Raw genomic sequence first — 14,836 nt, 5'->3', positions numbered from 1 at the left:
ATCACATCGACAACTCTATGGTCGCGCTTCGCCGATCAGCAGTGTCGGACGCGACACGTTCCGTACTATCTCCGACATGGACGTGACCATCGTCGTGATGGACGGCGTGGCCGATTTCGGCTTCACCGCACTGCTCGAGACGTTCGGAATGGCGAACGCCCTACGCAATGAATTCGAGGAGCCGCCCGGACCATGGCGCGTGCAAGTCGCCGCGCTCGAGGCACACGTCCGTACGAGTTACGGGCACACGGTGCCTACGATCCCGCTCGATCAGCTCGGCGGCGACCTCGGTGTGGTGGTAGTTCCGGCAGTGAACGTTCTCGGCGCGGAGGCGTTGATCCGGCTGGTCTCCTCCCCGGAATACGGTTGCCTGCTCGAACGGATCAGGGATACGCACGCGTCCGGCGCGCATCTCGCTGCCGCGTGTACAGGGACGTTCTTCCTGGCCGAGGCAGGCGTGCTGGACGGCTCGACGGCGACCACCAGCTGGTGGCTGGGTCCCAGCTTCCGCCGACGATATCCCCGGGTCGGACTCGACGAAGGCTTGACGCTGTGCCGCGGCGGGCGCGTGACCACAGCAGGGGCATCGCTGTCTCACCTGGATCTGGCGCTGTCACTGGTCCAGGAACGAAGCCCCGCTCTCGCCGAGTTGGTCGGCAGGTACCTGGCGGCGGGCAACCGGCGGACTCAGGCGAACTTCTCGATCCCCGAGGTGGTCGCCCGCGGGGACTCGGTGACGGCGGCCTTCGAGCGATGGGTTCGCGAACACATCGGCACGCGGTTCCTGATCGCCCAGGCCGCCCACGAACTCGGCGTCACAGAACGAAGCCTCCAACGCGCTACACACGCCGAACTCGGCATGTCTCCGCGAGATTTCGTCGACGATATCCGCCTCGAGCGCGCCGCGCACCTGCTGCGCACCACACCGCTGACAGTGGACGCGGTCGCGGCGAGAGTCGGCTACCTCAACGGCAGCACCCTGCGCAGCCTCGCCCGGCGGCGCCGGGGCATGTCGCTGGCCGAGCTGCGGTCATCCACCCTGATCTGGTAAGTCAGCGAACGTCATCCACAGCGTGCCGGCCGCTGACCGCGTGCCGCGCGGCCTCGACACGGGCTGGGTCGTCGCCTGTCTGCGTGCACTCGACATCAGTCCGATGTCGGATTCGTGGTCGGGGTCGGGTGCCCCGGCGGTGGGCCAAAGCGAGCATGCCGCGTAGGTCCAGCGCCGCCATGACCTCCAGGCGCGGACCCGCCCGCGCCCGTCGTCTCACAAATGTCTCTCGCAATTATGCGACTAGGTGTCAGCAGCTGTAGTGAGATACCGGTAGACCGTCGCGCGGGATACGCCCAGTTCGGATGCGATCTCGCCGACGGTGTAGTTGCCGCTGCCGCGCATGCGCCGGGCGGATTCCACCATTGCCGAGGTCATCGCCCCCGGACGGCCGCGGCTCGGCCTGCGGTGCGGGGTCTCCCTCGCTACCTCGGAGCGAATCCCGCCGCGCCGCAGTGGTGAGCCCAGGAGTCGTTGCGCTCCTGCGAGAATCGCGGTCCGCACCTCGGCTTCGGGCTGGTCCGCGAAGAACACCACCGGATCACTGAGCGCGGCATACACCTGCGCGGCCCGCACCCGCGCGACGAGGTCGGCGCCCGGACCGGCGATCAGTTCCTGCGCCGACAGGGCGATGTCTCGCAGTCGCGCATAAGTCGCGTCGTCGGCGGACAAGGCCTGATCCTGCATGTGCATCCGCAGCAACCGGGTATGCCGCAGCCAGGTGTCGAGCAGTCCCTCCACCACGGCCCAGCGCCGTGCGTCCGGATCCGCTATGGGCCGAATCGATTCCAGCAGCGCCTCGGTCTCGACCAGCAACGGCTCGACCAGCGCGACGACGATATCGATCTTGCTCGGAAAGTGATAAAGCACCGCGGTTTTGGTCAGGCCGATCTGCTCGGCGATCTCCCGCACCGAGACGGCGTGGAACCCGCGCTCGGCGAACAGGGCGAGCGACGTCTTCAGGATTCGGGCACGCGAGTCGTCGGTCATGAGACGAAATCCTACCCCTTGACTGACCTCCGGTCAGTGCCCTACAGTCAAATTTCTGACCGATGGTCAGCTTTTTTGAGATAGGGAGAGTGTCATGAAGAACCAGCAGATTCTGATTTCCGGTGCTGGCATCGCAGGGCAGACACTGGCGTATTGGCTTGCCGCCCACGGCTTCCGGCCGACCGTCGTCGAGCGCGCGCCCGGGCTGCGCACTGGCGGACAGGGCGTGGACATTCGCGACCAGGCGATCGTGGTCGCCGAACGCATGGGCATCATGGATCGGGCCCGGGTGGTCGCCGCCGATGTCGCCGGTATGCGGTTCGTCCGCGCCGACGGCGGCGAGATCGCCCGCATCGACATGGACGGCATCAAGAACAGGTACGACAGCGCCGAAGTCGAGATCATGCGCGGCGACCTGGTGCGGATTCTGCACGAAATCACCATGGACACCGTCGAATACCTCTTCGACGACTCCATCCAGGCCCTCGATCAGGACGACGACGGTGTCACCGTCACCTTCGCGAACAGCCCTTCGCGCCGCTTCGACCTGGTGATCGGCGCCGACGGTCTGCACTCGTCGGTCCGCCGCCTGGCCTTCGGCCCGGAATCGGATTTCGTTCGCTACATGGGCCACTACTTCGCCTTCGGGAATGCCGACGCGACATTGGGGCCCGACCGGTGGGTCACGGTGCACAACACCCCCGGCCGGATGTCCGGTATCTACCGTTCGGCCAACCACCCGCAGGCCAAGGCGTACCTCGTCTTCCGCAGCCGCCAGCGCGACATCGACCTACGCGACCAGCAGGCGGCCCGCGCCCTGCTGTCGGAGGAGTTCGGCACCGAAAAGGCTTGGCATGTACAGGAATTGCTCTCCAGCGTGCTCGCCGACCCGGACGCCTACATCGACGCGCTCGGCCAGGTCCGGATGGATTCCTGGTCCACGGGTCGGATCGCGCTGGTTGGCGACGCCGCCTACTGCGCCTCCCCGGTCTCGGGCGCCGGCGCTGAACTCGCCCTGATCGGCGCCTACCGCCTGGCCGGCGAACTGGCCACGGCCGCAGGCGATCACCGCGTCGCCTTCGACCGCTACGAGCAGACCCACCGCCCCCTGATCGCCCGCAAACAACAGGTCGGCCCCAACCTCCGCCTCATAGTGCCGAGGTCGCGCCTGGGCATGGCGGTGCGCAACACCATCACGCGCCTGCCGCTGCTCGAATCGATGGCGGGCATGGAACGCATCATGTCCCCCAAGGCAACCGAACCCCTCGCCGACTACGGCGCTCCCCAGATGTCCTGTGCCAGCGAATCGTCCTCGGAGTGGACGCCGTGACCTGCGATGGATTCTGATCGGCGAGCTGGGTCCGGCCGAAGCAGCTGCGGCAGCGGCGAAGCCGGGAATCTCGACATTCGATCTTGCTCGGTTTCGCGTCCGCGCGCCCGCCGGCACCAACCGCATCGGTAAACCCCGGGCAAGAAGACGAACCTGTCGAAGAGCCGCAGCAGGCAGCCAGTCTGCGGTCGGCCGCGCCGGCGTCTCCCGCGGATTTGAGCGTCCCTCTCCCCCACAGGCATCCAGCGTCGGGCTCCTACTCGACAACGAAGGGCTACTGCAGGATCGAGGTCTACGGCGTCGAGTCGATCTGCCGTGCGCTGGCCGCGCACGGAATTCAGATCGCGCTGCGGGCCTACCGCAAAGCCCGTCGCCGACCACCCTCGGCCCGAGATATCGCAGATGCGCACGTGGAGAACGCATTACGCGATCTGGCGGGGCAGCCCGAACAGATGTACTTCCGTCGGAAGATGACCCGCTATCTGCGCCGGGCCGATCACCATGCACTGGCCGATCAGCGGATGCGCACGCAGCAGCCGCACGGTGTGGCCGTCGAACGGGCGACCGACGCTGCCCAGCCGCTGGCTCACAGGCCGAGGAGAGCTCCCGGGATCATGTCGTCCGCTTCGAGCGGCGCGCCGAGGACCGTCTGGCCTGTCTTCTCGGACGCCTCCGCCAGCACGGTGTGCGAGACCTCCCGGCTGTCCGGGCGGGGCTGCCGCACATCGCGACCCGCGGTGCGGACGAAGGTCTCCAGCCCACCCGGCGTGGCGACCGCGAGGGTCTCCGCGTCGGAGGTGATGCGGTAGGCCATGGGCACCCCGCGCGGCGCCACCACGACACCGCCCGCGGACAGCTCATAGCGGTGCTCGCCGACCCAGTAGATGCCACTACCGCTCAGCATCACGATGATCTCGTCTTCCATGCTGTGCACGTATACCGGCGACGCCGAGCCCGCCGACGCGCTGGACCGGAACAGGGAGAGTCGGCCGCCCGTGTGGTCCTTGTCGAGCAGGATCCGCATCATGCCGCCACCGAGCCACGCCAGCGTCTCGTGCTCACTGGCCTGCGCCACGTACGGGACACCATCCGAGTCCACGTCCGCGTTGGCGGGCAGTACGCCGTCGAGGGCGAGCGGCGGACCGAGAATGATCTGCCCGTTCGCCGCCGCTGCCTTGCCCATGGTCTCCGGCGTGATCTGCCACCCTTCCGGTTTCGGCGTCTTCAGGTCGTGGCCCGCACCGCGGAAGAAGTCCTCCAGACCGGACGGTGTGCTCAGCACCAGCATGTCCGCGTCGGACGTGATGCGGTAGGCGTGCCGAACACCACGTGGCAGGAACGCGACGCCGCCCTCACCCACCTCGAAGCGCTGTTCGCCGACCCAGAAGACGGCGCTGCCACTCAGCATCACGACGATCTCGTCCTCGCGTGTGTGCACGTGCGCCGGTGAAGCCGCCCCGGTCGGCGCGGACGACCGGAACATCGCGAACTGCCCGCCCGTGTGCTCGCCGTCGAGAAGGACATGCATGACACCGCCACCGAGCCATTCCAGCTGCTGGTGGTCGGCCGCCTCTGCCGCGTACGAGATTGCCATCTGTCCGTCCATCCGATTCGTGTGTCGTGGCACTGCCCGGAAGCAGGCTAGAACCGGTCCCGTGGCGCCGGTATGCCCGAATCAGGGGGTTCCGCAAGATCGGGTTTCCGGGTAGAGTGCGGGGTTTTATGGCTCGAATGTCGGTCACGGAACGTGACGCGCTGCACAGCGTCGAGCGGGCGTGCGGGCTCGACCTGGAGTCGCGCACGTTGCGTACCGAGATAGTCAGCCGTCTCGGCCGCGTGATCCCTCACGATGCCTACTGTTTCGCCACCACCGACCCGTGGACGCTGCTTCTCACCGATGAGGTGTCCGGGGGCATTCCACCAGGCGGCGGATCCGTCGCCACCCACAACGAGTACCTGGTCGACGACGTGGACAAGTTCGCCGACCTGGCCCGGTCGCAGCGATCAGTCGGCATGCTCAACCACAGCACCGGCGGCGAACCCGAGCGCAGCCACCGGTTCCGCACCGTGCTGCCCATAATCGACGCACAAGACGAGATGCGGATCGTCTTCCTCGCCGACAGGCAGTGCTGGGGCGCATTGTCCCTGTTCCGCGGCCACAACCGCCCCTGCTTCACCCCGCACGACGCGAACCTCGCGGAGGCCATCTCCCGCTCGGTAGCCGTGGCACTGCGCCGCGCGGCCGGACGGCCCGGCACCTCACTGGGCGCGACTCCGGGCAATCCCGGTGTGCTGATGCTGGACCACCGGGGCGGGATCACGGCCTCCAACGAAGCCGCCAAGCAATGGCTGGACGAGCTGTCGCCACACCAGATGGCGCTGCACGAGGTCGCGTCCGCGTCCCGCGCCGGGCATGGCGCGAAGTCCTACCTGCGAGTGCGGTCCCGCACCGGCCAATGGCTGTCACTCTGGGGGTCCGCGATGGACGGCGGCGCCGACGACGACAGCGTCTCGGTGGTCATCCAGCCCGCCCCGACTTCCGACATCGCCCGTCTACTGGCACTCGTCTACGCACTGAGCCCTCGGGAGCAGCAGATGCTGCAGTGCGTGATCGCCGGCGCGTCGACACCCGCCATCGCCGCCGAGCTGCAGGTCTCCGCACACACCGTCCAGAGCCACCTCAAGTCCCTGTTCGCCAAGGTCGGCGTGTCCAGCCGGGGACAGCTCGTCTCCCAGGTGGTCGGCGAGATCTACGGTCTCTGACGATCCCGAGGTGCCGCGACGGCTCGCCGGCACCATCCGCGAAATCATCAGTCAGGCATCGCCGAGTAGGTCACCACGAGGGGCGCGTGGTCGGAGAGCCGCTCGGCGGGTGACGGTTCCTTGTCGACGACGACAGCCGTCGCGAGGCGGGCGAGACCGGGCGTCGCGAGTTGGTGGTCCACTCGCCAACCCACATCCTTGGCGAACGATCGACCCGCCCAACTCCACCAGGTGAGTGGACCCGGGCGATCGCCGTGCACCTGTCGCACCACGTCGACGAGCCGGCGCGTGCCGAGAACCGAACTGAACCACTCGCGGTCGGCAGGCAGGAAGCCGTCCATCGTGCGGGCGGCACGCCAGTTGGTGACATCGTGTCGGGTGTGCGCGATGTTCAGATCCCCGGTGAGGACGAACTCGCGTCCCGCACTCAGCGCAGCGAGCCGGTTCCGGTGCACTTCGCGGGCGAACGCCGCGAGGAACCTCTGCTTCCGTTCGTACTTGACCCCACCGTCGGGCAGTTCGCGCATCGATCCCGGGCGCTGGAGATGCGCGGGCAGACCACCCTTGGGGAGATAAAGCGAGGCCACCGTCACCGGGCGGTCGGCCAGATCTACCTCGATATAGCGTCCCTGCGCGGCGAACTCACCGAGTCCCCGGGCCCTGGGCGGGTGGGTCACCCACGTCCGCACGGCGGCGGCGGGAACCCTCGTCAGTACTGCCACGCCGTTACGACCGGCCACGGAACCGACGTCCACCGCCGCCGAATAGCCCGGGAAGGTTCCCACATCGGCTGCGGGACAACGCAGCTCCTGCAACGCGACCACATCCGCCGACCTGGCCCGCAACCACTGATCGAATCCACGACGACGTGACGCGCGGATTCCGTTGACATTGAAAGTGGCGACAGTGAAAGAGTCAGCGACCGACAAACCCATGGCAACACTGTGCCGGAGCCCCATACCTCTCACCCGGGCAGCTCCGATACGCGACCTGCAACCGGCCGTGTTCTACCCGAATCAGCACAGGCTCTCAGGTGAACGTTCAGGGTCTGCATCCCGCGCGTGTTCTTCGAGGAAACACAAAGCAAGGGCAACTGGACCTGCAATTCACCGGAATTCAGGGTCAGCCAACTTCGAAGCGGCCTGACTACCACCTCAGCAGTGCAACGAGAGGCTTCGCCTGCGCGGCAGCAATCGCCCTGGTTCCGCACCACTGACATAGCGAATCTCGAGAGACGCCGTTGCTCAGTGTCGTCGTGGCCGCCGATGGAGGGACGGCGCCTTCCCGCTGTCCGGTCAGCGAATCAGGCCGGGACCCCCCTTGAATCCACAGTCCGCGGGGCGGGAGTACGTGGGATGGCTGTGTGACTATGCCGTCGATGTTTCACGCGGAGCTGCCGTAGAGGCCGCGTCGAGTTGCTCGCGCTCGAGGGCGGCGGCGACCGCGGTGCCGATGCGGCACAGTGCCGCCAGATCGTGCGGCTCGAGCTCGTCGATCAGGTATTCGCGGACCGCGGCGACGTGCCCCGGTGCCGCCGCCACAACCGCTTGGTAGCCGGCCTCGGTGAGCATTGCCACGGTGCGTCTGCCGGAGCCGGGAACGCGGGCCCGGGTGAGTAGTTCGCGCTTCTCCAGCCGCGCGGCGACATGCGACAACCGCGACAACGATGCCGCGGTCCGCGCGGCCAGATCGCTCATCTGCAGCGTGCGATCAGGCTGTTCGGACAGGACCGACAGCACCATGTACTCGAAGAAGGTCAGCTCGGCCTCGCGTTGCATCCTCGCGTCGAGGGCAGCCGGCAAGCTGATCATGAGCGCGGAGTTGGCCAGCCACGCCGCCCGCTCATCGTCGTTCAGCCATCGCGTTCCTGGATGCGGTGCAGTGGATTCCCCTGCGCCGGAAGCTTCTTCGCCCGCTGTCGCCGAAGTGTTCCGCGGACGCCGCCCCCGTTGCCCTGTCGTGCCAGCTGCCGTACTCGCCATGAGGCCACCTTAGCCGAACTTCTTGACAGGTCAAGAAGAAGAGGGTAGTTCTTGATTCATCAAGTTCGTCGCGCTGCCGGCTGATCACGTAACCGTCGGAGGCGCTGTGTGCCATCGGAGCCGTGACGCGTCTGTCGGCGGCGCGAGATCGGTTTCGCATCGAAACGCGGAACCTGCGAGTGGATCCAGGAAGGGACAACCCGATGCAGTTCACATCGCTGGGCGGGATGGAGGTCTCGCGCATCGGCCTCGGGACCATGGGGATGTCGGCGTTCTACACCGGCGCCGGCCGGGACGAGGCCGAGTCGATTCGTACCATTCGGCGCGCCGTGGATCTCGGCGTCACACATCTGGACACCGCCGAGGTCTATGGGCCCTACCTCAACGAGGAATTGGTGGGTCGCGCCGTCAAGGGCCGCCGGGACAACGTCGTTCTCGCGACCAAATTCGGCCTGATCTCGCACACCGGCCGTCCGGGCCCGGACAGCACACCGGCCAACCTCCGCGCAGCTGTCGACGGCTCGCTGCGCAGGCTCGGAACCGACTACATCGACCTGTACTACCAACACCGGGTCGACCCCGGCACTCCGATCGAGGAAACAGTGGGAGCATTGAGCGAGTTGGTAGCCGCGGGCAAGGTGCGCCACATCGGGCTCTCCGAGGCAGCTGCGGCGACGATCCGCCGGGCCGATGCCGTTCATCCAGTGGCAGCCGTCCAATCCGAGTACTCGCTGTGGACCCGCGACCCCGAGATCGAGGTGCTACCCACGTTGCGGGAGCTCGGGATCGGTTTGGTCCCCTACTCGCCGCTGGGGCACGGCTTCCTCACCGGTCATATCCGCTCCCTCGATGGCCTCGACGCCGCCGACTGGCGTCGCACCAATCCCCGGTTCACCGGCGGAAACCTCGCGCGCAACCTGCGTATCGCCGATGAGGTACGCGAAGTCTCAGACGAAATCGATGGCACGCCCGCACAGGTCGCGCTGGCCTGGTTACTCGCACAGGGCGACGGCATCGCACCTATCCCGGGGACCAAGCGAGTCGACCGGCTCGAAGAAAACAGCGCCGCCGACGGTATCCGGCTCACTGCCGATCAGATCGCCCGGCTGAACAACCTGCCACCTGCGTCCGGTGACCGCCATGCGGAGCCCGACATGGCCGCCATCGACCGTTGAAAAAACGTGCGGTGCGGGGTCCGCCCCAAATTTTGTCTATGGATGAATGGAGCTTTACATCATGGCAAGCAATGTGATTCGTGTCGGCATCATCGGTGCGGACACGAAGGCGAGCTGGGCGGGGGCATCGCATATCCCCGCGCTGGCGGCCCAGCCGGCGTTCGAACTTGCGGCCGTGGCGACACGGCATGCGGAGAGCGCTCGCAGCGCTGCGGAGGCGTTCGGCGCCCGACGTTGGTACGCCGATCCGTTCGAGCTCATCGGCGATCCGTCGATCGACCTCGTCACCGTGGCGGTCAAGGTGCCGGCTCACCGCGAGCTCGTGCTGGCGGCGCTCGCAGCGAACAAGGCCGTGTATTCGGAGTCGCCACTGGGCTCGACCGTCGCGCAGGCGGAAGAAATGGCCGAGGCGGCAGGCTCGCTGCACACCGCGATCGGCCTGCAGGGCCGACTCAACCCCTCGGTACGCCGCGCGGCGGAGATCATCGCTGAGGGCCGGCTCGGGCGGCTGCTCTCGGCGCGAGTCGCCGCGACGACCTTTGGCAACGGCCCGGAGTCGGTGAGCGCGTACGAGTACTTCGACAAGGCAGCGTCCGGAGCCGGCTTCCTCACCATTGCCGCGGGCCACGTCCTGGATGTGGTCGAGGCCGTTCTCGGCGCCATCACCGAGATCGACGCCCGCACCGAACTCCTTTGGCCCCAGGTGAAGTTGGTCGACACCGGCGCGGTATCTGTCCGCGAGGTCCCGGATCACCTCGACGCCATCGCCAAGACCTCCTCGGGGGCGTCGGTCGGGGTGCAGATCCTGGCGGGCGTGCCCGCCTCCGACGCCCACTTCAGTCTGGAAGTACGCGGATCGGAGGGCTGGCTGAAGCTGACGGGCGACCACCCCGCGGGCGTTCAGGTCGGCGACCTCACCCTCTCGTCGAGCGTCGGCTTCACCGCGCCCGACCGCCCGGTCGCCACCGGTGCGGGACCCACCGCCGCCAACATCTGGACGGGCGCTTCCATCAACGTCGGCGAGGTCTACGCCAGCCTGGCCCGCGACATCACAAACGGCACCCACCACACCCCGGGTTTCCAGCACGCCGCCCACAACAGCCGTCTCATCGCCCGAGTCGAACAAGCCGCCCGGACCGGCGTCCGGCACTGACGCCACCGCACCTCGCGGCACCGTGCATTACTGGCGTGACGGATACGGGCGTTGACGATTTCAGTCCCTCGTCACCATGGCCCTGCCACGGGCCACACTCACGGCAAAGTCATCCTCCTCCCCCGACTCGGCCGACCGGCCATTCAACCACGACAACAATCAATTGGAGAATCCGAAATGCCTGCAGTCCTCGTCCATGGTGTACCTGATACCCACCGGATTTGGGACACCGTCCGTTCCTATCTTCAACGCGAAGATATTGTGACGATCGATCTCCCCGGGTTTGGCGTACCCCTACCAGCGGGATTCACGTCGACGAAAGAAGAGTATCTCGATTGGCTTATCGAGAAGATCGAAGAAATCGGCGAACCCGTCGACCTGGTCGGTCATGATTGGGGGTCTCTGCTCACGGGCCGTCTCGCGTCTATCCGACCAGATCTGGTGCGGACATGGACAGGCATCAGCGGACCGATCGATCCGGAGTATCCGTGGCACTATCTTGCCAAGATCTGGCAAACGCCAGGCGAGGGCGAGCAATGGATGGCAGACCTCGACCTCGAGGCGTTCGCAGCAAGCCTCAACGAGGCGCAGATGCCGCGCGACGCGGCAAACGAATCGGTCCGGCATCTCGATGCCACGATGAGGGCAAGCATTCTCGCCCTTTACCGTTCGGCGATCGAGGTCGGGGCGGAGTGGAAGCCAGGTTTGAGCAACGTGACCGCGCCGGCGCTAGTGATCTGGGGCCTGGACGATCCGTTTCTTCCGCACCGCTTCGCCGACGAACTCGGTAATGCCACACGCGCACGTGCCGTCTTCAAGCTGCGCAGCTCGCACTGGCCGATGATAGAGCGTCCGACCGATGTCGCGCGCGAACTCGAGGCCCACTGGGCTCACGTGTAAAACCTGTCGAGATGGGGCTGGGTGCCGACGCGTTCTCGCCCGACTTCTGGGCATTGATCGGTGCCCCGCTCGGGGCGCGAACGAGGAGATGGAAATGTCTGTGTCTGTGTCCGGCGGACGGCAAATTTCGAGAGGAGCGGTTGTGAGTGGTGTGGTGCGGCTCTACCGGCATGGTGGCCCTGACCAGCTCGTGTACGAGACCGAAGCGGTGCGCAGCCCCGGTGTGGGAGAGGTGCTCCTGCGTCAAGAGGCCATCGGTGTCAACTTCGTGGATACCTACTTCCGGAGCGGCGCCTTCCCGCTCCGCGCTCCGCCCGCCGTGCTCGGCGGCGAAGGCGCCGGTGTCGTCGAGGCGGTCGGTCCCGAGGTGTCGCTGGTCGCCGCAGGCGACTGCGTCGGCTACTACTTCTCACCCGGTGCCTACGCAGCGAAGCGCCTGATCGCCGCGGCGGACCTGATCCCGCTTCCCGCGGATATCCCGGCGCGAGAAGCTGCCGCACTGCTCGCCAACGGGCTCACCGCATGGGGGCGGCTGCACCGGGTGTACCGCGTCGAGCCCGGCAGCGTGGTCCTGGTCAGCGGGGCGACCGGCGGGGTCGGCTCGGTACTCGCACCGTGGGCCGAGCATCTCGGTGCGACGGTCGTCGCGCTCGTCTCATCGCCCCAGCGTATTTCCGCCGCACGTGCGCTCGGCCTGCAGCACGTCGTCGTTGCCGGTACCGGCGAGCTGAAGAAGACGATCGACAAGCTCGGCGCCGGCGTGGACGTGTTCTACGACACCGTCGGTCGCGCTACCTTCGCCGAGGCTGTGTCCGTTCTCCGCGACGGCGCCACCCTCGATCTTCTCGGTACGGCGTCCGGGCCACCGGAGCTGGACACCGCAGACCTGAAGCGCAGGGGCATCACCCCGACGCAGTCGCCGGCCGCCGAGTACCTGCCCGACCGCGCCACGCTGCTCACCGCGGCGGGCGACCTGTTCGCCGCCTGGCATGTCGGGGTTTTCCGAAACCGCCCGATCCGGACCTACCCCCTGTCCGAGACGGCCTCGGCCCACCGGGACCTGGAAGCGCGCATCTCCGAAGCTGCAATCGTCCTCCTGCCGGAGCAATAGCCCGGGCGCGTCGCGCGGGTCGCGAAGCCATCCGGGTAGCGGCCGGCTCCCGGGCTTGAGTATGCCGCTGCGGCACAGTGTTCGATCAATACGTAATCGAGTGCAGGAACCGAGCGAACTGGAGACCGAGCATGACCGGAGACCCGACCGACCAACGGCCGGAGCTGATCGATATCGAAAGGTTCTTCGCCGACCCGCAGTTCGCGAACCCCTCGATCTCCCCCGACGGCACCCGCATCGCCTACCTCGCCCCACACCGGGGCCGACGTAACGTCTGGGTCCGCGGCGTCGACCAGACCCATGACGATGCCGTCCCGGTCACCCACGACACCCGACGCGGGATCACCACCTACTACTGGACCGACGACCCCCGCTGGCTGCTCTACCTGCAGGACACCGACGGTAACGAGGACTGGCACCTCTTCCGCGTCGACCTCGACGACCCCGCAGCGCCCGCCGTCGACCTCACTCCGCTGGACCCGGGTTCGCGGGCGCTGGGCGCGGAACCGCTGCCGTCGGTACCCGGCAGTGTGCTGGTGACGATGAACCGGCGCCCGCTGTTCTTCGACACATTCCGTATCGACGTCGCCACCGGCGAAACGACCCTGCACCTCGAACAGGACGATCCGACCGCCGCCGTCCTGCTCGACCGCCGCGGTGAATCCGTCTTCCACACCGTGCTCGCCGCGGACGGCACCGTCGAGATCTCCGCGATCGACCCGACCGGGGAGAAGCGGCCACTGCGCCGGCTCGGTGGCGCCGAACACCCGATGGGTGTCTACCCCCAGCAGGTCACGGCTGACGGGAAAGGACTGCTGGTCGGGTCCTTCCAGGACGGCGACGACCTGCGGTTGGTCCGCATAGACCATGAGACCGGGGCGGAAACCGTCGTCGCCGCGGTCGACGGCCACGACCTGGATATCGGTGGGATGATGCTGCCTGGCGTGCTCCCGCCTCCGGTCCACACCTATCGGCGTAGCGGCGAAATATTCGCCGCCCGCTTCGTGGCCGACCGACCCCATATCGAAGTCCTCGACCCCCAATTCGCCGAAATCTATGCCCAGTTGCAGAAACTGTCCGACGGCGTGCTCGGCACCTTGTCCGGCGACGACTCGGGACAGCGCTGGATCGCCACCTTCGTCCACGACCGCGACCCCGGTGTCACCTGGTTCTACGACCACACCACCGGCGAGGCCCGCCTGCTTTTCCGTGCCTACCCCGATCGCGACCCGAATACCCTGGCCCCCATGCAACCCGTCGGTTTCCCGGCCCGCGACGGGCTGCCCCTGCACGGCTACCTCACCCTGCCGGTCGGGGTGGAACCGCGGAACCTTCCCCTGGTGCTGGCGGTGCACGGCGGGCCCTGGCACCACGACTCCTGGGGGTACAGCCCGGACGCGCAGTTCCTCGCCAACCGCGGCTACGCGGTACTGCAGGTGAATTTCCGCGGCTCGCTCGGCCACGGGAAACGCCATGCCACGGCCGCGATCGGTGAATTCGCCCGTGCGATGCACGACGATCTGGTCGACGCCGTCGAATGGGCCGTGGACCGCGGCTACGCCGATCCCGACCGCCTCGGCATCTACGGCGGCTCCTACGGCGGGTACGCCGCCCTCGTCGGCGTCACCGTCACGCCCGACCGCTTCGCCGCCGCTGTCGACTACGTCGGCGTCTCCGATCTCGCCAATTTCCTGCGCACCCTGCCACCGTTCACCCGGGCCCTCAGTATCAACAATTGGTACCGCTACGTCGGCGACCCGGAAATCCCGGAGCAGGAAGCCGATATGCTCGCCCGGTCCCCGATCACCATGGTCGACAAGATCCGCACCCCGCTGCTGGTCGCCCAGGGCGCCAACGACGTCCGCGTTGTCCGCGCCGAATCCGACAATATCGTCGCCCGGTTACGCGAGCGCGGTGTCCCGGTCGAATACCTGGTCGCCGACGACGAGGGCCACGGCTTCGAGAACCCGGAGAACCGGATAATGCTGTACCGCGCGATCGAACAGCACTTCGCCCGCTACCTCGGCGGCCGCAGCGCCGACCGGTCCGAACCCCCGAGCACGGACTGACCCGAAAATCACGCGCCCGATGACGGTGTCGAAGTGGATACGCAACGCCGATCACCAGCCCCTGGAGCCCACGGCTAATATGTGGCTACATCGAATCGGCTTGATAACAGTGTCTCCGGTTCACCCGGTCCCGCGCCGGAGACGCCGGTTAGAATTCTCCAGTTCGAGATTGAACACCGACGTCCCCGCACTGGGCGTGGTGAACGGTTCGTGGTGATTGTCTATGGCTGGACAGGCAACGGCACTCCGGTAAGTGCCGCTGCGACGGTCCGGAGTTGATGACGAGCACACGCCGGGTGAACTACTCGCGAT

The 14,836-nt window shown here is 67.1% G+C and carries 13 protein-coding genes; 8 read left to right on the top strand and 5 right to left on the bottom strand.

Features of this window, described 5'->3' with window-relative positions:
- Nucleotides 1–76: 76 nt before the first annotated feature.
- Nucleotides 77–1,051 carry a GlxA family transcriptional regulator gene (locus ON41_RS13665; RefSeq protein WP_051161393.1) on the top strand — a complete coding sequence of 325 codons (975 nt, stop codon included), beginning with the start codon at nucleotides 77–79 and terminating at the stop codon, nucleotides 1,049–1,051.
- 243 nt (nucleotides 1,052–1,294) lie between these two features.
- Here ON41_RS13665 and ON41_RS13660 read toward each other — a convergent pair whose 3' ends face one another.
- Entirely contained in the window at nucleotides 1,295–2,041 is a 747-nt protein-coding gene (locus ON41_RS13660; RefSeq protein WP_040747967.1) for a TetR family transcriptional regulator, read from the bottom strand.
- Between the two features lie 94 nt (nucleotides 2,042–2,135).
- Between ON41_RS13660 and ON41_RS13655 the strand changes: the two genes are divergently transcribed.
- Entirely contained in the window at nucleotides 2,136–3,371 is a 1,236-nt protein-coding gene (locus ON41_RS13655) for an FAD-dependent monooxygenase (protein WP_051161391.1), read from the top strand.
- 422 nt (nucleotides 3,372–3,793) lie between these two features.
- Here the strand turns inward: ON41_RS13655 and ON41_RS41570 are convergent, their stop codons facing one another.
- Together ON41_RS41570 and ON41_RS41565 are read right to left on the bottom strand one after the other, a co-directional pair.
- Nucleotides 3,794–3,961, bottom strand: a complete 168-nt coding sequence (locus tag ON41_RS41570) for a hypothetical protein (RefSeq protein WP_157185458.1) — start codon at nucleotides 3,959–3,961, stop codon at nucleotides 3,794–3,796.
- Entirely contained in the window at nucleotides 3,958–4,965 is a 1,008-nt protein-coding gene (locus tag ON41_RS41565) for a cupin domain-containing protein (protein ID WP_063709873.1), read from the bottom strand. Before ON41_RS41565 ends, ON41_RS41570 begins: the two co-directional genes overlap by 4 nt.
- A gap of 137 nt (nucleotides 4,966–5,102) precedes the next feature.
- Between ON41_RS41565 and ON41_RS13645 the strand changes: the two genes are divergently transcribed.
- Entirely contained in the window at nucleotides 5,103–6,134 is a 1,032-nt protein-coding gene (locus ON41_RS13645) for a LuxR C-terminal-related transcriptional regulator (protein ID WP_040747966.1), read from the top strand.
- Between the two features lie 47 nt (nucleotides 6,135–6,181).
- On the opposite strand, the gene ON41_RS13640 is transcribed toward ON41_RS13645, so the two are convergent.
- Together ON41_RS13640 and ON41_RS13635 are read right to left on the bottom strand one after the other, a co-directional pair.
- A complete protein-coding gene (locus ON41_RS13640) occupies nucleotides 6,182–7,069 on the bottom strand; it encodes an exodeoxyribonuclease III (RefSeq protein ID WP_040747965.1) in 888 nt (295 codons plus the stop codon).
- 432 nt (nucleotides 7,070–7,501) lie between these two features.
- Entirely contained in the window at nucleotides 7,502–7,945 is a 444-nt protein-coding gene (locus tag ON41_RS13635) for a MarR family winged helix-turn-helix transcriptional regulator (RefSeq protein ID WP_246461685.1), read from the bottom strand.
- Nucleotides 7,946–8,319: 374 nt separating this feature from the next.
- Here ON41_RS13635 and ON41_RS13630 point away from each other — a divergent pair, with 374 nt between their 5' ends.
- The 5 genes from ON41_RS13630 to ON41_RS13610 all read left to right on the top strand — a co-directional run bounded on the left by ON41_RS13630 (nucleotide 8,320) and on the right by ON41_RS13610 (nucleotide 14,524).
- Nucleotides 8,320–9,291, top strand: coding sequence for an aldo/keto reductase (locus ON41_RS13630; RefSeq protein ID WP_040747997.1), 972 nt, complete (start codon nucleotides 8,320–8,322; stop codon nucleotides 9,289–9,291).
- 46 nt (nucleotides 9,292–9,337) lie between these two features.
- Nucleotides 9,338–10,444, top strand: coding sequence for a Gfo/Idh/MocA family protein (locus ON41_RS13625; protein ID WP_218003444.1), 1,107 nt, complete (start codon nucleotides 9,338–9,340; stop codon nucleotides 10,442–10,444).
- Between the two features lie 177 nt (nucleotides 10,445–10,621).
- A complete protein-coding gene (locus tag ON41_RS13620) occupies nucleotides 10,622–11,344 on the top strand; it encodes an alpha/beta fold hydrolase (protein ID WP_040747963.1) in 723 nt (240 codons plus the stop codon).
- A gap of 151 nt (nucleotides 11,345–11,495) precedes the next feature.
- Entirely contained in the window at nucleotides 11,496–12,455 is a 960-nt protein-coding gene (locus tag ON41_RS13615; RefSeq protein ID WP_051161389.1) for a zinc-binding dehydrogenase, read from the top strand.
- 131 nt (nucleotides 12,456–12,586) lie between these two features.
- Nucleotides 12,587–14,524: a S9 family peptidase gene (locus tag ON41_RS13610; protein WP_051161387.1), complete on the top strand. Its 1,938-nt coding sequence runs from the start codon at nucleotides 12,587–12,589 to the stop codon at nucleotides 14,522–14,524.
- The last annotated feature ends 312 nt before the right edge of the window (nucleotides 14,525–14,836 follow it).

This window comes from Nocardia transvalensis NBRC 15921, from assembly GCF_000308875.1.
Taxonomy (GTDB): Bacteria; Actinomycetota; Actinomycetes; order Mycobacteriales; family Mycobacteriaceae; genus Nocardia; species Nocardia transvalensis.
Note: the sequence above shows the minus strand (reverse complement) of the source record. Positions and strands in the feature narration are given on the sequence as shown.